Annotated in this window: 19 protein-coding genes; 17 read left to right on the forward strand and 2 right to left on the reverse strand. The window is 44.7% G+C overall.

Features of this window, described 5'->3' with window-relative positions; all coding sequences use genetic code 11:
* Positions 1–117 precede the first annotated feature (117 nt).
* From DWZ93_RS06195 to DWZ93_RS06210, 4 genes are all read left to right on the forward strand, one after another.
* Positions 118–816, forward strand: a complete 699-nt coding sequence (locus tag DWZ93_RS06195) for a response regulator transcription factor (protein ID WP_118382861.1) — start codon at positions 118–120, stop codon at positions 814–816.
* Positions 817–852: 36 nt separating this feature from the next.
* Positions 853–3,417 carry a histidine kinase dimerization/phospho-acceptor domain-containing protein gene (locus tag DWZ93_RS06200; RefSeq protein WP_118452307.1) on the forward strand — a complete coding sequence of 855 codons (2,565 nt, stop codon included), beginning with the start codon at positions 853–855 and terminating at the stop codon, positions 3,415–3,417.
* 81 nt (positions 3,418–3,498) lie between these two features.
* The gene (locus tag DWZ93_RS06205; RefSeq protein WP_118452433.1) at positions 3,499–4,653 is read left to right on the forward strand and encodes a class I SAM-dependent methyltransferase; all 1,155 of its coding nucleotides are present in this window, start codon (positions 3,499–3,501) and stop codon (positions 4,651–4,653) included.
* A 4-nt stretch (positions 4,654–4,657) separates the two neighbouring features.
* Positions 4,658–7,105 carry a hypothetical protein gene (locus DWZ93_RS06210; protein WP_118452308.1) on the forward strand — a complete coding sequence of 816 codons (2,448 nt, stop codon included), beginning with the start codon at positions 4,658–4,660 and terminating at the stop codon, positions 7,103–7,105.
* A gap of 54 nt (positions 7,106–7,159) precedes the next feature.
* On the opposite strand, the gene DWZ93_RS06215 is transcribed toward DWZ93_RS06210, so the two are convergent.
* Positions 7,160–7,651 carry a QueT transporter family protein gene (locus tag DWZ93_RS06215; RefSeq protein WP_118452309.1) on the reverse strand — a complete coding sequence of 164 codons (492 nt, stop codon included), beginning with the start codon at positions 7,649–7,651 and terminating at the stop codon, positions 7,160–7,162.
* A gap of 641 nt (positions 7,652–8,292) precedes the next feature.
* Here DWZ93_RS06215 and DWZ93_RS15235 point away from each other — a divergent pair.
* The 4 genes from DWZ93_RS15235 to DWZ93_RS06230 all read left to right on the forward strand — a co-directional run bounded on the left by DWZ93_RS15235 (position 8,293) and on the right by DWZ93_RS06230 (position 11,000).
* The gene (locus tag DWZ93_RS15235; protein ID WP_243061159.1) at positions 8,293–8,385 is read left to right on the forward strand and encodes a putative holin-like toxin; all 93 of its coding nucleotides are present in this window, start codon (positions 8,293–8,295) and stop codon (positions 8,383–8,385) included.
* A 131-nt stretch (positions 8,386–8,516) separates the two neighbouring features.
* Positions 8,517–8,906 carry a thioesterase family protein gene (locus DWZ93_RS06220; RefSeq protein ID WP_118452310.1) on the forward strand — a complete coding sequence of 130 codons (390 nt, stop codon included), beginning with the start codon at positions 8,517–8,519 and terminating at the stop codon, positions 8,904–8,906.
* Positions 8,907–9,209: 303 nt separating this feature from the next.
* Positions 9,210–10,106 carry an RtcB family protein gene (locus tag DWZ93_RS06225; protein ID WP_118452311.1) on the forward strand — a complete coding sequence of 299 codons (897 nt, stop codon included), beginning with the start codon at positions 9,210–9,212 and terminating at the stop codon, positions 10,104–10,106.
* 171 nt (positions 10,107–10,277) lie between these two features.
* Positions 10,278–11,000: a zinc ribbon domain-containing protein gene (locus tag DWZ93_RS06230; RefSeq protein WP_118452312.1), complete on the forward strand. Its 723-nt coding sequence runs from the start codon at positions 10,278–10,280 to the stop codon at positions 10,998–11,000.
* Positions 11,001–11,072: 72 nt separating this feature from the next.
* On the opposite strand, the gene DWZ93_RS06235 is transcribed toward DWZ93_RS06230, so the two are convergent.
* Positions 11,073–11,753 (reverse strand): TIGR00266 family protein, encoded by a 681-nt coding sequence (locus DWZ93_RS06235; protein WP_118382869.1) that lies wholly within the window; start codon positions 11,751–11,753, stop codon positions 11,073–11,075.
* 84 nt (positions 11,754–11,837) lie between these two features.
* Here DWZ93_RS06235 and DWZ93_RS14630 point away from each other — a divergent pair, with 84 nt between their 5' ends.
* From DWZ93_RS14630 to modB, 9 genes are all read left to right on the forward strand, one after another.
* Positions 11,838–12,029, forward strand: a complete 192-nt coding sequence (locus tag DWZ93_RS14630) for a DUF6472 family protein (RefSeq protein WP_147345571.1) — start codon at positions 11,838–11,840, stop codon at positions 12,027–12,029.
* A 61-nt stretch (positions 12,030–12,090) separates the two neighbouring features.
* On the forward strand, positions 12,091–12,711 hold the full coding sequence (locus tag DWZ93_RS06240; RefSeq protein ID WP_330421731.1) for a DUF1847 domain-containing protein: 621 nt from the start codon (positions 12,091–12,093) through the stop codon (positions 12,709–12,711).
* Positions 12,712–12,917: 206 nt separating this feature from the next.
* On the forward strand, positions 12,918–13,265 hold the full coding sequence (locus DWZ93_RS06245) for a winged helix-turn-helix domain-containing protein (protein WP_118452313.1): 348 nt from the start codon (positions 12,918–12,920) through the stop codon (positions 13,263–13,265).
* A gap of 20 nt (positions 13,266–13,285) precedes the next feature.
* Complete coding sequence (locus DWZ93_RS06250) at positions 13,286–14,317, forward strand: molybdopterin-binding protein (RefSeq protein ID WP_118452314.1); 1,032 nt, start codon at positions 13,286–13,288, stop codon at positions 14,315–14,317.
* 60 nt (positions 14,318–14,377) lie between these two features.
* The gene (locus DWZ93_RS06255; RefSeq protein WP_118452315.1) at positions 14,378–15,409 is read left to right on the forward strand and encodes an XdhC family protein; all 1,032 of its coding nucleotides are present in this window, start codon (positions 14,378–14,380) and stop codon (positions 15,407–15,409) included.
* A gap of 25 nt (positions 15,410–15,434) precedes the next feature.
* Positions 15,435–16,400: a GTP 3',8-cyclase MoaA gene (gene moaA, locus DWZ93_RS06260; RefSeq protein WP_118452316.1), complete on the forward strand. Its 966-nt coding sequence runs from the start codon at positions 15,435–15,437 to the stop codon at positions 16,398–16,400.
* Positions 16,401–16,403: 3 nt separating this feature from the next.
* Positions 16,404–17,336, forward strand: a complete 933-nt coding sequence (locus tag DWZ93_RS06265) for an MOSC domain-containing protein (RefSeq protein WP_118452317.1) — start codon at positions 16,404–16,406, stop codon at positions 17,334–17,336.
* A 104-nt stretch (positions 17,337–17,440) separates the two neighbouring features.
* Positions 17,441–18,346 (forward strand): molybdate ABC transporter substrate-binding protein, encoded by a 906-nt coding sequence (modA, locus tag DWZ93_RS06270; RefSeq protein ID WP_118452318.1) that lies wholly within the window; start codon positions 17,441–17,443, stop codon positions 18,344–18,346.
* Between the two features lie 33 nt (positions 18,347–18,379).
* The gene (modB, locus tag DWZ93_RS06275; RefSeq protein WP_118382875.1) at positions 18,380–19,084 is read left to right on the forward strand and encodes a molybdate ABC transporter permease subunit; all 705 of its coding nucleotides are present in this window, start codon (positions 18,380–18,382) and stop codon (positions 19,082–19,084) included.
* Positions 19,085–19,089: the final 5 nt, after the last annotated feature.

Genomic DNA, 19,089 nt, shown 5'->3' on the forward strand with positions numbered 1-19,089 from the left:
ATGGATATTAAAAAATTATTGTTATGCTGTCGTTGTAAGGCGAATACAACTTCTTGACAGTTCTTCCTGATTGAACTTCTTAAGAGGATGCTTTATAGTGAGAGTGAGGTGATAAAAATGTCTAAAATATTAGTATGTGATGATGATAAAGCAATCGTAGATGCGATTGAGATATATCTGTCCCAGGAGGGATATGAGATCAAAAAGGCTTATGATGGAGCGGAGGCAATCCAGATGCTGGAAAAGGAACAGTTTGATCTGCTTATTATGGATGTGATGATGCCGAAACTTGATGGAATCCGGGCAACATTGAAGATCCGCGAGAAGAATAATATGCCGATTATTATCCTTTCCGCAAAATCAGAGGATGCAGATAAGATTCTGGGACTGAATATCGGGGCTGATGATTATGTGACGAAACCATTTAACCCACTGGAACTGGTTGCGAGAGTGAAGTCACAGATTCGCAGATTCACGAAACTTGGCAGTACAGCCGGAGTCAAAGAGAACGAAGCGGTATACAGCACCGGTGGGCTAGTGATCAATGATGATCAGAAAATGGTCACAGTAGACGGCGAACCGATAAAACTAACGCCGATAGAATATAACATATTATTACTATTAGTGAAGAATCAGGGACGAGTTTTTTCAATCGAACAGATATATGAAAGTATCTGGAATGAGGAGGCTTTGGGTGCGGATAATACGGTCGCGGTACATATCCGTCATATCCGTGAAAAGATTGAGATTAATCCAAAGGATCCAAGATATCTGAAAGTAGTCTGGGGAGTAGGCTATAAGGTGGAAAAGCTCTGATTATAAGCTGACGTTTGTCAGCAGAACGGAGTCAATATGAAGAAAGAATGGTATAAGAGCAGCTGGATAAAAGGGATCCTTATAGGCTTTACACAGGTGATAGCAGTTATTCTGATCATCAGCATGGTTTGGATTATTTCATGTCCCAGGGCTGCGGCAAATGTATTAAAAGGGGACAATGTACAATACGAAGATACACAGGGGTTTGCAGAGACATTTATGAATCAGTATGCAGACATCCTCGCAGGATTGGAGGCAAAAGAACAGTTCGAGACGGATGGTGAATTTGATGGTGACAAAATCGTAGATATCCAGAATGTCAGTAACAGCCAACCGATTGATGGTAAAAATGAACATGGTCTTGCATATAGATTATCCGATCTGATTGATTGGGAAGAAAAAATATATGATGGAGATATCAATTCGGATCAATATGGAAGTTCGGGAGAGAATGAGATTTTAGTATGTAAGAAGCCGGATTCTACGTATGAGTATTATTATTTTAGTGATTTTCAGTCTAAGATCGACAGCGGCGAATTGAAATTTATTAACGAAACGGAAGACAATAGTTCCTCCAGTATTCTGCAGGAACTGCAGGACGGAGAATACTATGAAGAAAATAGAGATTCTAAGCTGACGGTAGTAGATCAGGACAATGCAGTACGATATGTGGATTGCTGGGATTATGATGGTACATGGGTAGAAGAGACCTGTTCGCCAATCGATGCAGAGAATGTACTGGACATTGTGAATCATAATCCGGAGTGGAATGGTAATCTCGATCAGGCATTTACCCAGATCTGGAATGTACTTAGTATTATTAATGTGGAAAAACAGGCATATGACAGTATGCTTTCCGGATATGAAGAGAATAGCAGTAATGTAACGTATTTGTATGCGGATCGGGATAAAAAGACGATTTATACAAACCGGAAAGAGTATGCGGATTTTGATAATCTGGATGACAGTGTGAAGAAAATCGAAATGCTGGATAAATATGTGCTGGTTGGCGCGAGGGCGTCGCAGTTTAACTGTAATGTGACGGGTGTACTATACAGCGATTGCAATTATCATAATCGTCTGGTGACAGAACCTCAGGATTTTGTATTTGTGATGGGGGTGGATACGAAGTATCCGGTACAGGATGCATTCTATTATGAAAGCCACAGCTATAGTTATTATCAGTCCGGTATCGGAGTTGCATTAGCAGGAGCAATATTATCAGGTATATTGTTGATGGTATGTATAATCTGGCTGACGATCGTGGTGGGAAGAAAGCCGGAAGATACAGAATTATATTTGATAGGCTTTGATAAGCTGCCGACTGAGGTTGGAGCAATCATTGTAGTGGGACTGTGGGGAATCTTCGCAGCGATCATGTTGAATGTAGCGAATTATCTGAGCAGTATTGTATGGTCAGATGAGATCTATTATCTGGGATGGTCGCCGGGGGCAAGTGTGCCGATGCTGATTGGAATAGGAATCCTTGGATTTGGAACCTGTGCGTTTTTTATGTTCGGATACCTGAGTCTGATTCGCAGGATCAAAGCCAGAAGCCTATGGAAGAGGAGCGTTCTCCGGTGGTTGGGTATTCATGCATATGCATTCTTCTGCATGATACCGGCGGTAGGACGACAGTGCCTTATCATGATCGCATTTATCATAACGCAGTTTTTATGGGCAAGCGGAGATGGAATATTTTTGCTGATTGCTATTGCAGCAGATGTGGCGGCATTTATCTATGTGGTGTCGCAGGTGGCAGGAAGAAAACAGATCGTTAAAGGCATTCACAGGATTGCAGAAGGTCAGGTGGATTATAAGATTCCGCTGAAAGGGCTGAAAGGTGAGCAGAAGGATATAGCAGAGAGTATTAATCGTATCGGTGATGGTTTGGATGCAGCGGTAGAGGCCGGCATGAAGAATGAACGGTTGAAGACGGATCTGATCACGAATGTGTCTCATGATATCAAGACGCCGCTCACGTCAATCATCAATTACATTGATCTGATGAAGCGGGAAAATATTCAGGATCCGAAGATCCAGAGTTATCTCGAAGTGCTGGAGGCAAAAGCACAGCGACTTAAGACGCTGACAGAAGATGTGGTGGAGGCATCCAAGGTCAGCAGCGGTAACGTAGTGCTGAACTGTATGAAGCTGAACCTGACGGAAATGATTCAGCAGACCAGCGGCGAATTTGTAGAGAAATTTGAGAAGCGTGATCTGAAAGAAATTCTGAATCTGCCGGAAGAGCCGGCATATGTCTGGGCAGATGGAAGAAGGACCTGGCGTATTTTGGAAAATATTTATAACAATGCGGCCAAATATGCGTTGGAAGGAAGCCGGATCTATGCAGATCTGAAACTGACTGAGACAGAAGTAGTATTCTCACTGAAAAATGTATCCGAGCAGCCGTTAAATATCAGTGCAGATGAGCTGACGGAGCGTTTTATCCGGGGCGATGTATCCAGAAGCACCGAAGGAAGCGGACTGGGACTTTCCATTGCAAGAGATCTTGCGAAACTCATGAACGCCAAATTTGAACTGTATCTGGACGGAGATCTGTTCCGTGTAACCATTACATTTGCAAGGATAAATGATTAGAATGATTGTGGGTGTCTGCAGGAGCAGATGCCCGCAATCTTTTGTGTTTACGGAAAGGTGAAAATCAGATATAATGTCAGCATGGAGAATTTAAGAACATTATTAAAAGAACAGATGAATATAGATTTTATGTCTGCAGTATTGAGCGGACCCCGTACCAAAGACGGAACAGCAAAAGTGAAAGTGCGTCCACTTATGAAGAAGGACACACTTTTCTTTCAGTTAGAGATTTTCCGTGGTAATCAGGCATTTCACAAGAATCTGGAACCGGAGGCGGCAGCAGAAGAAGTGCTTCGGTTCATGCAGGAGATGCGTCAGATGCAGATGGACACCAGAGCAGCGTCTTACACCGTACTTGTCAGCAAGAAAGGAAAAGTAACAATTAAGAAGAAAATGCGCAAGGAACCGGTGAAGATGGTGAGCATGTCCCATAACCGCAAGAAGCAGTATGTGTTGGAAGAGGGAACTGCAGTGCCATTTCTCACAGATCTTGGCGTGATGACGCAGGAAGGAAAAGTGGTGCATGCCAGATTCGACAAGTTCCGCCAGATCAACCGATTTCTGGAATTCGTTGAGGACATTCTTCCGGAACTTCCAAAGGATCGGGAGGTTACGATTCTTGACTTTGGATGTGGCAAGTCATATCTTACATTTGCCATGTATTACTATTTGCATGAATTAAAAGGATATGATATCCGCATTATCGGTCTGGATCTGAAGAAGGATGTGATCCGTCACTGTAATGAATTAAGTGAAAAATATGGTTATAAAAAATTGCATTTTCTGGAAGGAAATATCGCAGACTATACAGGAGTAGATGCGGTAGATATGGTAGTGACACTGAATGCGTGTGATACGGCGACAGACTTTGCGCTGGCGAAAGCAGTAGGATGGAATGCAAAAGTGATCCTGTCTGTGCCATGCTGTCAGCATGAGCTGAACCGCCAGATAAAGAATGATGTGCTGGCACCGGTTTTTGAATATGGACTGATCAAAGAGCGTATGGCAGCGTTGATCACGGATGCCATACGGGCGCAGTATTTGGAGCGGGAAGGATACCGTACCCAGATCCTGGAATTTATTGATATGGAACATACTCCGAAGAATATCCTGATCCGGGCGGTCAAGACCGGTAAGAGAAAGGATAACCAGGAAGCAATCGAATCCTGTGAGAATGCGCTTCACATTACACCGACACTGGGGCAGTTGCTGGATGAACTTAGAGGAGCTGAATAGATAAATGAAGAAAAAAGCGATACACGTCGGCGTACTGGCGGCGATATTTATCATCGCAGTCGTCGTATTTGAATATATGACCACTCGTGGTAACGATGATATGATGGAAGATCTCGGCAATGCCGTACTACCTCGGGTGTATTTTACCGTAGATGGATATGGAGTCAATGCGTTAAATGCTTATTCGGAAGAGATGGATATTACCACAATGCGGGATTCTGTCACGCCGATCAGTGGTAAGAAGCTGACGATGAATCTGGAAGCGGACGAGACAAAAGTAACCGCTGTTGATTATGCGGTTTATACATTGGACGGTAAAAAGAAGCTGAGCGAGGATAAGATCAGTAAGGTAAAAGATCAGATGGATCTGAGCTTTGATCAGAATCTGCTGTCAGAAGAGCGGATGCTGGTGCTTACCCTGCATGCAGACGGCAAGTCTGTTTATTACTATACAAGAATTGTGAATCCGACGGACTTTAATCTGACGGATTGCCTGGATTACGTATATAATTTTCATGAGAATGCCTTGAAAAAGGTGGAGAATGCAGGCGTAGGAGCAGCACTGGAGCAGGATGATGAGGATGCCAATTCTACATTTTCCCATGTGACCATTCATTCATCATACGATCAGGTGACCTGGGGGAATCTTGCACCACAGGTGACAGGCGGTGAACGCTGGAAGATTACAGAGACCAACAGTTCTTATACATCCGTGCTTCTGGAATACGATGTAAGCTGTACCGGAGAAGAGAATGAGACGGATATGTATACGGTCAGAGAATTTTTCCGCGTGCGCAAGAATAACGGACAGATGTATCTGTTGAATTATGACCGTACAATGGAACAGATCTTTGACGGAAGTAAGAATGTATTGAGTGAAAAAGGAATCCTGCTTGGAATTACTGATCCGGATGTTCCGTATGTGGTTAGTTCTGACGGCAAGATTGTAGCATTTGTGCAGGCGGATGAGCTGTGGAATTATGACAAAGAGCAGGATCAGCTTTCGCTGTTGTTCAGTTTTCGTGATGCGGAAAATGCGGATGTCCGTAATAAGGTATCGGATCATAAGATCCAGATTCTGAATATGGACAAAAAAGGCAATACAACATTTTCGGTATCCGGATATATGAACCGCGGCGAACACGAAGGATATGTGGGAGTTGCCGTTTATTACTATAATATCGAGACCAACAGTATTGAAGAAAAGGCATTCGTATCCAGCAACAAGTCAGCTGCAATCGCGGGAAGTGAACTGGATACGTTGAAATATTACAATACCAAGACGAATAAGCTATACATGCTGGCAGACGGGGCACTTCATGAGATCAGTATTAAGAAGGATTATGATGAAGTGTTGCTTGATGGATTGAAAGATGGTCAGTATGTGGTGTCAGATAATGGAAAATGGCTGGCATATCAGACAGGTGATGATGTGACATCTTCGACAGAAGTGACGGTCATGAATCTGTCGGATGGCAGTGAATATCAGGTAAAGAGTGCAGACGATGAGTGTATGATTCCACTTGGATTTGTGGGCAATGATTTCGTGTCAGGTCTGGCGAAACTTGATGATATCGGTAAGACCATCAGCGGTGAACAGGCTATTGTAATGTATCAGATCGAGATCCGCAGTGATGCAGACAAGGTCATTAAGACTTATAGCAGTGATGGTTATTACATTTTAAGCACGGAGATTGACGACGGAATGATCACGCTGAACCGTGTCCAGAAGAATGGCGATACCTATACATCGGCGGCAGCAGATTATATTTCCAGCAATCAGGAAAAGAAAGAAAGCAATATCATGCTGGAATCTTATGTGACAGATCTGAAGGAGACACAGATGCGTCTGACTTATGCGGATGGCATCAAGGACAAATCTGCGAAAGTATTGAAGCCGAAACAGGTTGTACAGGACGATCCAGCATTACCGTCTTTTGGTAAAGAAGTAAAAGAAAACGGTTATTATGTATATGGAACCGGACAGCTCCAGGGTATCTACAAAACAGCTGGAGAAGCCATCCGCAAAGCGGACAGTGTCAGCGGAGTCGTCATTGACGCAAAAGGACAGTACGTATGGGAGCGTGGCAACCGTTATCTGGTCTATGATCTGTCCACCAGTCAGGCGTCAGCGGTCAGTGAACTGCAGAATGCACTTGCATCCGGTACATCGGCGCTGGAGGCAGCTGGTAATATGTCAGATCAGAAAGTGCTGGAACTCACAGGATGCACAGTTGAAGAAATGTTGTATCTGATCAACAAGGATACACCGGTCATCGGTGTGCGTAACGGAGCTTCTGCAATCATTCTGACAGGATACGATGAAAGTCATGTGACTTATGTGGATTCGGAGAACGGCGAGAGCAAGACCGTGACGCAGGAAGAGATGGATCAGATCATGCAGAGCAGCGGCAATGCATATGTGGGATATCTGAAGAAGGCAGAAGAGTAAAATAAAAATCTCCTCAGCGATAAAGTGTTCGCTGGGGAGATTTTTTGTTCCGAGTTAAACTGCCGGATGGAATAATGTATTCCGATAACGGCTTAAAGCAGTGTATAATACCAGACCCAGTACAAGGCAGGAAGCTACTTCACCAATGCCGACGGTCAGCATCATAAATGGAATCGGAAGAGCCACGCCATATCCGTAACGCAGTACAAATGGCACGATCACGATATTAGCAATGATCGGCGGTAATGTACCGAATACCGGTTTCTGCTGTCTCAGCATATAAGTGCCGATCGCACCAATCAGAGTCGCAATACTTCCAAAGATAATATCAGGAAGGATTGCTCCGCCAAGGATATTACCAACCAGACATCCTACAAATAATCCCGGAATTGCAGCCGGTGTAAATAATGGCAGGATAGTCAGTGCCTCAGAAATACGGATCTGTACTTCTCCAAATGAAAATGGTGCAAATACATAAGTGAGCACCACGTAGATTGCAGCGATCATCGCTGCCTGGGTCAGAAATGTTACATTCTTGTTCTTCATATTCAGTTCTCCTTTAGTTTTGTTTTACGTGTGGAAGGTCACGAACACACGATTCATTTTACGCCGGGAATCGGCGAAACCCTTATTAGACCTTGTTTTTTAGGGCTTTGTAACGGGTGATAGTATAACATGGGTGATAGAGAAATTCAAGGGTTGTTCAAATTTTGTCCAAAATGGGAAAAGTGATGGCAGCAGTCAGGGGAGTTGTTGCGGAATGCTAGTAGACGGGACACGAGAACAATAATCATTTTGATTTCAAAGACCTTATGGCTTTTGGTATGTTCATTCTTGCATTGCTGACATTCGTATTTACGTTTATCAGATAATGTATTAAGGCATAGAAAACCACCCCGGAACTTTGGCGAGCGAAAGGGTGGAGTTTCTATATTCCATATACTTCGAGGTCAACCCACCTTGTGGGCGGTTGCTCTTTTTGTATCTCAAATATAGCATATCCGGCAGCGGGATGCAATAGGGATATAAAAGATGAAGAGAAATAAAAAAAATACAATTAGATTACAAAATATTGAACGCAGATTAGAAGTGTGATAGAATATCTGCAGGGAAATCAAAGCCAGGCGGCTACCCTTCTTTGCGGAGGGATAAGACACCCTCCAGACGAAAGAAAGGAGGGCGATACGATGATTACATATTCTGACTTAATTCAGTTTTGTATATTCATTGTTGCCCTTGTAGGTCTCTGTTATGAGATGCTCAAGGGTAAACGTAAATAGCCGCCATTACTGCGAATAATGACGGCTGTTGCAATAAATAGCTTTAACTTATAATCGGGTAACCGCTAGTGGTTTCCCTCTTCGTAGTTACAATATAGCATATTTGATAACAGAGTTCAAGGAGAAAAATAATGTTAGAGATTGGAATGAAAGGGAAACAGGAAGTAATAGCAGATGAAACAAATTCTGCCAAGACAATGGGAAGTGGTACGCTGGATGTATTTGCGACTCCGGCAATGATCGCATTGATGGAAAAGACTGCATGGACGAGCGTTTCTGACGAACTGGATGAAGGCTGCGGTACAGTAGGAATCAGCTTGAATGTAGCACATAGCGCACCGACTCCGCTTGGTATGAAAGTAACATGTGAGAGTGAACTTACGGGAATAGACGGAAGGAAACTTACTTTTTATGTAAAGGCGTATGATGAAAAAGGCGTTATCGGGGAGGGAACTCATGAGCGTTTTATTATCCAGAATGAGAAGTTCCAGAAAAAAGCGAATATGAAAAAAGATTCATAGACATTGCATATTGTATTGCGGAAGCACATATGCTATAATGCCAATAGGCAAAAAGATAGTGCTATTCCATAGTGAACAGCAACGAAAAACCCTCGGACTCCGGGGGTTTTTCTATTCCTAATATATCTATATCCGGTTAGGATTTCATGTCTGTATCTCTGTGTTTCAGAGGTGCTTTTTTTGTATTGCGACGAGTCAAAGTCCGAGCTTGCCAGGAACCTTGACGACTGCATACAATCTCAGAATGTGCCTTATGGCACATCTGATGATTTGTATATTAAGCACCTCAGAGGAAGAGGACATATGGGAATAATAAACGGAGTCTATGCATCAGCAGAAATATTTTCAGAACAGGTAGAAGAATACGCAGTGGCGCAGATCCAGATGATCTGTGATAACAAAGCTTCGGAGGGGAGTGTAATCCGGGTGATGCCGGATGTGCACCCGGGTAAAGTTGGAACTATCGGACTTACGATGACGGTGGGAGAACGCGTATTACCAAACCTTGTGGGAATTGATATTGGATGCGGAATCACATTAACGAAATTAAAACAGAAGAAAACAGAGTTCCAGAAATTGGATACAGTAATCCGGGAAAATGTACCGTTAGGCGGTAATATCCGCGGAAAAGCACACCGCCGGAGTGCAGAATTTAACTGTGAAGCCTTACTGTGTTTTCGGAATATCCATGCGGATCGGGCAGGAAGAAGTCTCGGCACACTGGGCGGCGGCAATCATTTCATTGAGTTAGATCAGGATGACGATGGATCGATGTATGTCGCGGTTCACAGTGGGAGCAGACATCTTGGAAAAGAAGTGACGGAATATTATCTGAAATGCGGTCAAAGGGAACTGAAAGAGCAGGGCGTAGAGGTTCCTTATGAACTCACATGGCTTACTGGCAAGTTGAAGGAAGATTATCTGCATGATCTTCAGGTTGTGCAGGAATATGCGGAACTCAACCGCCAGGTGATCTTGGAAGAGCTGGCAAAAGGCATGAAGTGGAAAATGCAGGAGAGCATATCCGTGTGTCATAACTATATCGATAAAGAGGGTATCTTGAGAAAAGGTGCAATTTCAGCCAGAGAAGGTGAAAAAGTGGTAATCCCAATCAATATGAGGGATGGCATTTTGCTGGGAATCGGAAAGGGAAATCCGGTCAGAGTATATGAAGGCGAGGGATTTAAGCGAAAGAGATAAAGAACGTAAATTGGATAAAGTGAAATCCGTATGTAGGATGGGAAAAACCTTGAAAAATCCTTCTTAACCACGTATTATGTAATTATAGAATAATACATGCAATATCATTTGAACAAATGGTATTCATGACAGGATGAGAGTTGAAGTACGTGAGAAGAGGAGGACGAGAGAGTGTTTTGTAGAAAGTGTGGTACGAAAAATCCAGATGATGCGAGATTCTGTCGTAACTGCGGCACACCGATGAGCAGTGGACCATCTGTGAACGTTGGTGGTTCCGTGAATGGTGGACAGAATGGGAATCCGACACCGCCGCCGATGGGACAGCCGGGAGCGATGCCGCGTAAGCCTAAGGGCAAACGCAACGGTGCGATGATTGCGATTGTAGCAGTGGTTGTGGTAGCATTGATTGCTTCAGCAGTATTCTTTACCCGGGTAATTGGAATTGGTGGCAGAAGTTACGAAGACACGATCGAAGATATGGTGGATGCAATGAATGATGCTGATATCGAAGAATTCTTTGATCTGATTCCAAAGGAAGTAGTCGTATATGCATTGGAGCAGGAAGGATATACCGGATCTAAGAAGGAACTTCTGGAGCAGGCACATGAATTGTTGCAGAATGAATGGAACGATTCATTGGGAAGTAATCTGATCAGTACGGCAGTAGATGTAGACTATGAGATTCAGGATGCACAAGATGTCAAAGGTGATGAGTTAAAGAGTCTGAAAGAAGAGTACAAGGAGGCTGGTGTCAGAGTATCGGCTGCCAAGAACGTTAGTGTTAAATTTACCATCACTGCACTTGGATTCAGCCAGGATACGGTAGAGAACATACCGCTGATTAAGATAAGAGGCTCCTGGTATCTGGATGTAGAATCGCTGGGAATGTTATAGAAAATAATAATGTTATGAAAATGACTTCTTTACCTGAGAGAACAGGAAAGAAGTCATTTTTAATGTTATATATTATTTGCCGGTTGGAATGTATGGACGGATTGCTCCGGCTACATTGCTGATCGGCATGGTCTGGAGCCATATGCGTCCCGGTCCGGTTATGACAGTGTTAAAGATGCCTTCACCGCCGAAAAGCATATTTTTCATGCCAGGCACAGCCTGTACATCCATATTACAGGTGGCATCCATGGCTGCAAGGTGTCCGGTGTCGACGATGATCTGCTGACCAGGCTGAAGATTGTATTCCACTACGTGTCCGTCGAATTCGGCAAATACAATGCCCTGACCGCTGACCTTCTGCATGATGAAGCCTTCACCGCCGAAGAGACCGGATCCGATCTTCTTACGGAAATGCATGGAGAGTGTAACGCCTGCTTCGCTGGCGAGGAATGATTTCTTCTGGAAGATCATCTCATTACCTGGTGTAATCTGGAATGCGCGGATAGATCCCGGGAAGCAGGATGCAAATGCGATCATGCCGTTACCGTTCGTTGCAGTGTAGACATTCTGGAACAGCTTCTCACCGCTGACTGCGCGCCCGAATGCTTTGCCGATGCCGCCGTTGCTGGTTGTTTCCATTTTCATATTCGGAGACATCCATGACATGGCACCGCCCTCTGTAATCATGCGTTCTCCATCAGCCAGCTGACAGATAACAACCGGTAATGTTTCACCTTGGATTTCATATTTCATAGTAGCCACCTCTTTCGCTTTTTCTTTTATTATAGTATAGTTAAGGCATATGGTCTACCAATATCGAGAAAAGAAGATCAGTAAATGGAGGAGTATAATATGGCGGCAAGCTGTGAGTTTTGTTCAAATTATGTATATGATGACGACGAGGAAGAATATTACTGTGATGTGAATCTGGACGAGGATGAGTATTACCGGTTCGTGAACAGTAATTATAAAGAATGTCCGTATTATCGGTCAAATGATGACTATAAGATCGTGAGACACCAGATGTGATCCGATGATTGCAGATGCGGGCAGATGTAAGAATGTGAAATGAGAGAGGATGGGGATCAGGATGGAACATTCATGTGTGGACTGTGCTATAAAGAAATGTAACACAGGAAAAGGAAAGTATCCGGAGTTCTGTGCAACAGAGCATATGCCGGATGAGGTACTTGCGGATGCAATGGCCTGTTATGAAGAGAAAGAGAACCGGGAAGTGTCCGTTGCGGCAGCGAGAGTGGAGTACGAGCATTATTGTCAGTACACCAGAGTGCAGGAGATCATGGCATTTGCGGAAAATATGCATATGAAGAAGCTTGGTATTGCAACATGCGTAGGTCTGTTGAATGAGAGTCGGACGCTGGCACGTATTTTTCGGGACAATGGATTCGAAGTGTATGGCATTGCCTGTAAGGCAGGTGCACAGAAGAAGACGTCGGTGGGAATCCCGGAGGAATGTAATGCAGTGGGAGCGAATATGTGCAATCCGATTCTGCAGGCGAAGATGCTGAATGAAGCTGGCACGGAATTGAATGTGGTCGTGGGATTGTGCGTTGGACATGATAGTCTGTTCTACAAATATTCGGATGCGCTGTGTACGACAGCAGTGACAAAGGATCGTGTGTTAGGTCATAATCCGGTAGCGGCATTGTATACCGCAGAGACGTATTACAAAGATAAATTGAAAAAATAAATTGAAAAAATAATGTAAGAATCGCAGGCTGTGATTAATCAAACGTTTTGATTACTAATAAAAGTTGTTTGATTAATCATAGCCTGTGTTAGTATAGTTTAATTTAAGCTGCTTAATTTCCTTCTTGCAACTGAAAAGAAAATATAGCATAATAAATGCTTAGAAAAGCGTTCGGTTTTTAAATGACGAACGGATAAGGAGAGCAAATGTTTCCACATATTAAGGTAGAATTACGGGCAGAAGACAAATTTTTTGGCCCCGGCGTGTGTGAATTGCTGGAATTGATCGAGCAGACAGGTTCCCTGCAATCGGCGTGCACGGAGATGGGACTTTCATATAGTAAGGGCAGCAGGATGCTGAGAGGCATTGAGCGGCAGCTTGGAGTGTCGGCAGTGCACAGATGGACCGGTGGAGCCGGTGGCGGCGGGGCTGAATTGACGAGAGAAGGTAAACTTTTGATAGAGAATTACCGTCATATGACAGCTGAGATTGAGAAATATACGGAAACAGCATTTGATAAATATTTTGGCGGAGACTGGTTGAACAGAGAATAGCAGTACGGGAGGATTCGATAATGAAATTGATCAGGACAGAAGATGCAGTGGGACATGTATTGTGCCACGATATTACACAGATTATCAAAGGCGTGACGAAGGATGCGGTATTTCGCAAAGGTCATATCGTGACGGAAGAAGATATTCCGCTACTCTTGTCTGTGGGTAAAGAGAACCTCTATGTATGGGAAAAGCAGGAAGGTATGCTTCATGAAAATGAGGCGGCGGAGATTTTGCGGGAGATCTGTCAGGGCGAGCATATGCATCCGTCTGATGTTAAGGAAGGTAAGATTGAACTGATCGCGGATTGTGATGGTGTATTGAAGATCAATGGCGAGAAACTTCGCGCAGTGAATGCGCTGGGTGAGATGATGATTGCCAGCCGACATGGTAATTTCCCGGTAAAGAAGGGAGATAAGATCGCCGGAACCAGAGTCATTCCGCTGGTCATTGAAGAGGAGAAGATGAACCGTGCAAAGGAAGTGGCAGGTAAGGAGCCTATTTTTCAGATCCTTCCTTATGAACATAAGAAAGTCGGAATCGTGACGACCGGAAGCGAGGTGTATCACGGACGGATTCAGGATACATTTACGCCGGTGATCGTTGATAAGGTTACTGAATATGGAGCAGAGATCGAGGGGCATGAGATCTGTGATGATAATCCGGAGATGATCGAGGATGCGATTCATGATCTGTTGCGAAGGGGATGCAACATGATACTTTGTACCGGCGGTATGAGCGTAGATCCTGATGACAGAACGCCGCTTGCAATTAAGAATGTAACCGGCAATGTGGTAAGCTATGGCGCACCGGTGCTTCCGGGAGCGATGTTCTTGCTGGCATATTACGGAGGAGATCTGCCTGTGATGGGATTGCCTGGTTGTGTCATGTATGCCAAGAGAACCGTGTTTGACTTAGTGCTGCCGAGAATTATGGCAGGAGAGATTCTGACAAAGGAAGATCTGGATCTGTTGGGCGAAGGTGGTTTGTGTTTGAATTGTCCGACATGTACATTCCCGAATTGTGGATTTGGCAAATGTGGCAGCAGATAGATATAGCGGAAACTGGAACGGGTATCAATAAATGTTCAGCAAAAGTTGAGGAATGAATCAATGAGAGAATTATTTGAAGCAATAGATAACTGCGAAGCCGGCAGTGTGAATATGGTGCTGACTGTGCTGGATGGAGAATATCTGGGAGAGAAGGCACTGGTATCAGACGGAAAGCTGATTTGGGAGAGTAATGAAGAAGGCTTCTTTTCAAAGTATGAAGAAGCAGTCTGTCAGATGCAGGACAGCGGCGTGGTTACAATAGGAGACAGCCGGGTGTTTTGTGACACATTGGGACAGGAAAAACAGCTGGTCATCTGTGGAGGCGGTCATGTGTCAATGCCCGTGATCAAAATTGGTATAATGATGGGCTGGGAAGTAACCGTACTGGAAGACAGACCCAAATTTGCAGACAATGCCAGAAGAGCCGGGGCAAGTCATGTAATCTGTGAACCTTTTGAAGAGGGACTTGACAAAGTGTCGGGAAGTTCCGATACATATTTTGTAATTGTGACTCGTGGACACCGGTATGATCAGGTGTGCCTGGAGAAGATCGCAGAGAAAGAACATGCCTATATCGGTATGATCGGAAGTCGGAGAAGAACAACACTGGTCAAAAAGCTTCTGGAAGAACAAGGTACGGATAAGGCAGTATTAGATGCAGTCTATACACCAATCGGTCTGGATATCGGCGCTGAGACACCGGAAGAGATTGGCGTCGCGATCATGGCAGAGATTATTGAAGTGAAAAATAAGAAAAAACGTACCTTTGGATATTCTAAAGAAATGGTTAGAGCCATTATGGATACCGAAAAATATCCGGGCAGAAAGGTCATGACAACGATTATTACGAGAAAGGGATCGGCACCGCAGGGAATCGGTGTGAAGATGCTGGTGCTCGCAGATGGCAACTGTATCGGAACCATTGGCGGTGGCTGTATGGAGTCAGCGGTACTGCAGAAAGCATTGCTTCTGCTGAGAAGTGATGATACACAGGCAAGAATCTGTCAGGCAGATTTGACCGGTAATGATGCAGAAGACGAAGGCATGGTATGTGGTGGCATGGTAGATGTGTTGTTGGAAGTGATTGAGTAACAATGGCGTTGGGAAGAGGAAGATTATGAAGGATTTGCAGGGACGAGATATTAATTACATGAGAATATCTATTACCGACCGCTGTAATCTGCGGTGTAAATACTGTATGCCAGATGGCATTGAATTACTTCCGATGAATGAGATTCTTACATTTGAAGAAATCCTGCGGGTGTGCGAACAGGCGGTGGGATTTGGGATTACCAGATTTAAGATTACAGGCGGAGAACCGTTAGTAAGACGCGGATGTGCAGACCTGATCCGCAAGATTAAGAAACTGCCGGGAGTAGAGCGGGTGACTATGACGACGAACGGAATACTGCTTTCCGAATATCTGGACGAACTTCTGGATGCAGGACTGGATGCGGTGAATATCAGTCTGGATACGATGAATCGCGGACGGTTTGAGGAGATCACAGGATTTGATCAGTTACCGGAGGTATTGAAGTCGATAGATGCAGCGGTTGATAGCGGACTCAGAGTGAAAGTAAACGTAGTGCTGCAACAGGATAAAAATGCAGATGAATGGCAGAAGATTCTGGAGATCGCAGAGAGGCGGCCGATTGATGTGCGATTTATCGAGATGATGCCAATCGGAAGAGGCAGAGAGTGTACAGGCGTTTCCAATGATGAATTGTTAAAGAAAATTCAGGAACAGTATCCTGGAGTCTGTAAGGACGATCGTGTGCATGGCAATGGACCGGCGGTATATTATCACATTCCCGGATTCGTTGGAAGTGTGGGATTCATCAGTGCAATCCATGGAGTATTCTGTAGCAGTTGCAATCGGATCCGCATGACAGCAACCGGTGATCTGAAGCCGTGCCTTTGCTATCGAGATACCGTATCTGTGAGAGATGCAGCCAGGTATGGAACGGATTCGGAGATTCGGGAGAAATTGCAGGAAGCCGTAGAGATGAAGCCGAAGCAGCATTGTTTTGATATGAAAGAGGATATTACCGAACAGCACAAGATGGTTCAGATAGGAGGATAACAGATGGGAAAGATATTAGGCATCTGTATCAGCGAAAAGCGCGGTACAGAGAAGCACGAGATACCAGAGGCTAATCTGGTTAAGGATTGGGGAATCGAAGGAGACGCTCATGGTGGCAAATGGCACAGACAGGTGAGTCTGCTGTCGTTTGAGAAGATTGAGGATTTCCGAGCAAAAGGTGCAGAGGTAGATTTTGGCGCATTTGGCGAGAATCTGATCGTAGAAGGATACGATCTTCGGGCGCTTCCGGTGGGAACCAGATTCCAGATCGGAGATGCGGTGCTGGAGCTGACGCAGATCGGAAAGGAATGCCACAGCCACTGTCAGATCTACAAGCGGATGGGTGACTGCATTATGCCGAGAGAAGGCGTATTTACCGAAGTAGTCAAGCCTGGACATATCAAAATTGGAGATGAGATTACCATGATTCCACCGAAGAAAGATCGTCCATTTACCGCAGCAGTCATCACGCTGAGCGATAAAGGTGCTGCCGGAGAGAGAGAAGACAAGAGTGGACCGAAGATCGTAGAGATGATTAAAGAGGCAGGTTATGATGTGAAGGAGACATTACTTCTTCCTGACGGACGGACTGCACTGGAGAAACAGTTAATCCAGCTTGCAGACCAGCGCCAGATCAATGTGATATTTACCACGGGCGGTACGGGATTTGCTGAGCGCGACATGACACCGGAAGCAACCATTGCGGTCTGTGACCGGATGGCAAATGGCATTGCCGATGCGATCCGCAATTATTCGATGACGATTACGCCGAGAGCAATGTTCAGCAGAGCAGTATCGGGTATCCGGAAAAGGACATTAATCATTAATCTGCCGGGAAGTCCGAAGGCAGTGCAGGAGGCATTGGAATTTCTGCTTCCGCATCTGGATCACGGGATTGGAATATTAAGAGGCAGTGAAGGGGAGTGTGCCAGATAGGCACCTCTTTCTCGAGAAAGATAAATAATACATTGGCTTACGAACGTTAGCTTTTTGAAAATGGAACGATTTAAGAATAGAAAACCATAATAAAGAGGACAATCATGAAGAAACGAGTATTAGCAGCAATGTTAGCAGGCGTGATGGTATTGGGACTTGCCGGATGTGGCGGAAGTTCCGATGATAAGAAAGAAGACGCTAAGACAGAGGACACAGCAAAGGACGAAGACAAGGAAAGTGACGGAGAGCAGTTTGAAGACACCACGATTACGATCTTTGCAGCAAAGAGTCTGAACGGCGTAGTCGATGAGCTGATTGCTATGTATAATGAGGAGCAGCCGAATGTAGAGGTTGTAGCAAGCTATGACAGTTCAGGAACTCTGATGGAGCAGATTGAGCAGGGTGCAGCGTGTGACCTGTTTTTCTCAGCAGCACAGAAGCAGATGGATCAGCTCGAAGGAGATGAGCTTGTAGTAGACGGAACCCGTGCAAATGTAGTCAACAATCAGGTATGTGTGGTAACATACAAAGGAAACGACACGAAGGTAACCGGACTGGAAGACATTGACAAGGCTGAAAGCTTTGCGCTGGCTGATGGAAGTGTTCCGGTTGGTAAATACACACGCCAGGCTATGGTAAATGCAGGTATGCTGGATAAGGTTGATGATGTATCTGCGATCACAACACGGGAAGTATCGGATGCACTCGGCGGAATCGAGATCAATGAGTGTGCCAATGTTGGTGCGGTAACAGCAGCTGTATCAGAAGGATCTAACGAAGTGGGGACCGTATATAAATCAGACACATACGGACTGGAAGACAAGCTTGAGATTTTGCAGATAGTAGGCTATGACCTGACAGGAGACGTTATCTATCCGGTCGCTCAGATCAAGAATGACGAAGCCGATGATCTGGAAAGTGAAGCAGCACTGGATTTCCTGCATTTCCTGACATCAGATAAGGCAAAAGAAGTATATGAGAAATATTTATTCGATACAGATGTAGAGTAATAAACGAATGATTAAAGTAAGGAGACGATCGAGATGAAAGAGATTATGGAGATTTTGAATAACTTGGACTGGAGTCCGCTGTTTATATCAATCAAGACGGGTATCGTGGCGACCATCATCTCTTTCTTTCTCGGCATCTATGCGGCACGTAAGGTGATCAAGGCAAAACCATGGGTAAAGGCAGTGGCAGACGGAATCCTGACACTTCCTATGGTGCTGCCGCCTACGGTAGCCGGATTTTTCCTGCTGCTGTTATTCAGCAGAAGAAGACCGGTGGGAATCTTTTTGTATGAGACATTTGACATTAAGGTCGTACAGACCTGGCTTGGCTGTATTATCGCAGCAACGGTAATTGCATTTCCATTAATGTACCGGAATGCCAGAGCGGCATTTGAGCAGGTGGACGTGAATCTGATCTATGCAGGAAGAACACTTGGTATGAGTGAAATGGCCATTTTCTGGAAAGTGGTGGTGCCAACGGCAGGACCGGGAATCATATCCGGAACGATCCTGACATTTGCAAGAGCGCTGGGTGAGTATGGGGCAACGTCCATGCTTGCAGGCAATATTCCAAAAAAGACGGCAACCATTTCCCAGAGGATAGCCATGGTCGTGCAGGATGGCGACTATATGACGGCGGGTGTGTGGGTCATCATCGTCATGCTGATTGCATTTGGTGTGATTGTATTGATGAATCTGATCTCCGGCAGGAAAATGAAAAATATTAAACGTTGGTAAGAAAG

Origin of the sequence: Dorea sp. AF36-15AT, from assembly GCF_003477705.1 — a bacterium.
GTDB classification, from domain to species: Bacteria; Bacillota; Clostridia; order Lachnospirales; family Lachnospiraceae; genus Claveliimonas; species Claveliimonas ammoniilytica.

Coding starts and splice junctions, on each gene's coding strand:
- DWZ93_RS06195 (WP_118382861.1), top strand. CDS start 118: ATGTCTAAAATATTAGTATGTGATGATGATAAAGCAATCGTAGATGCG.
- DWZ93_RS06200 (WP_118452307.1), top strand. CDS start 853: ATGAAGAAAGAATGGTATAAGAGCAGCTGGATAAAAGGGATCCTTATA.
- DWZ93_RS06205 (WP_118452433.1), top strand. CDS start 3,499: ATGGAGAATTTAAGAACATTATTAAAAGAACAGATGAATATAGATTTT.
- DWZ93_RS06210 (WP_118452308.1), top strand. CDS start 4,658: ATGAAGAAAAAAGCGATACACGTCGGCGTACTGGCGGCGATATTTATC.
- DWZ93_RS06215 (WP_118452309.1), bottom strand. CDS start 7,651: ATGAAGAACAAGAATGTAACATTTCTGACCCAGGCAGCGATGATCGCT.
- DWZ93_RS15235 (WP_243061159.1), top strand. CDS start 8,293: ATGATTACATATTCTGACTTAATTCAGTTTTGTATATTCATTGTTGCC.
- DWZ93_RS06220 (WP_118452310.1), top strand. CDS start 8,517: ATGTTAGAGATTGGAATGAAAGGGAAACAGGAAGTAATAGCAGATGAA.
- DWZ93_RS06225 (WP_118452311.1), top strand. CDS start 9,210: ATGGGAATAATAAACGGAGTCTATGCATCAGCAGAAATATTTTCAGAA.
- DWZ93_RS06235 (WP_118382869.1), bottom strand. CDS start 11,753: ATGAAATATGAAATCCAAGGTGAAACATTACCGGTTGTTATCTGTCAG.
- DWZ93_RS14630 (WP_147345571.1), top strand. CDS start 11,838: ATGGAGGAGTATAATATGGCGGCAAGCTGTGAGTTTTGTTCAAATTAT.
- DWZ93_RS06240 (WP_330421731.1), top strand. CDS start 12,091: ATGGAACATTCATGTGTGGACTGTGCTATAAAGAAATGTAACACAGGA.
- DWZ93_RS06245 (WP_118452313.1), top strand. CDS start 12,918: ATGTTTCCACATATTAAGGTAGAATTACGGGCAGAAGACAAATTTTTT.
- DWZ93_RS06250 (WP_118452314.1), top strand. CDS start 13,286: ATGAAATTGATCAGGACAGAAGATGCAGTGGGACATGTATTGTGCCAC.
- DWZ93_RS06255 (WP_118452315.1), top strand. CDS start 14,378: ATGAGAGAATTATTTGAAGCAATAGATAACTGCGAAGCCGGCAGTGTG.
- moaA (WP_118452316.1), top strand. CDS start 15,435: ATGAAGGATTTGCAGGGACGAGATATTAATTACATGAGAATATCTATT.
- DWZ93_RS06265 (WP_118452317.1), top strand. CDS start 16,404: ATGGGAAAGATATTAGGCATCTGTATCAGCGAAAAGCGCGGTACAGAG.
- modA (WP_118452318.1), top strand. CDS start 17,441: ATGAAGAAACGAGTATTAGCAGCAATGTTAGCAGGCGTGATGGTATTG.
- modB (WP_118382875.1), top strand. CDS start 18,380: ATGAAAGAGATTATGGAGATTTTGAATAACTTGGACTGGAGTCCGCTG.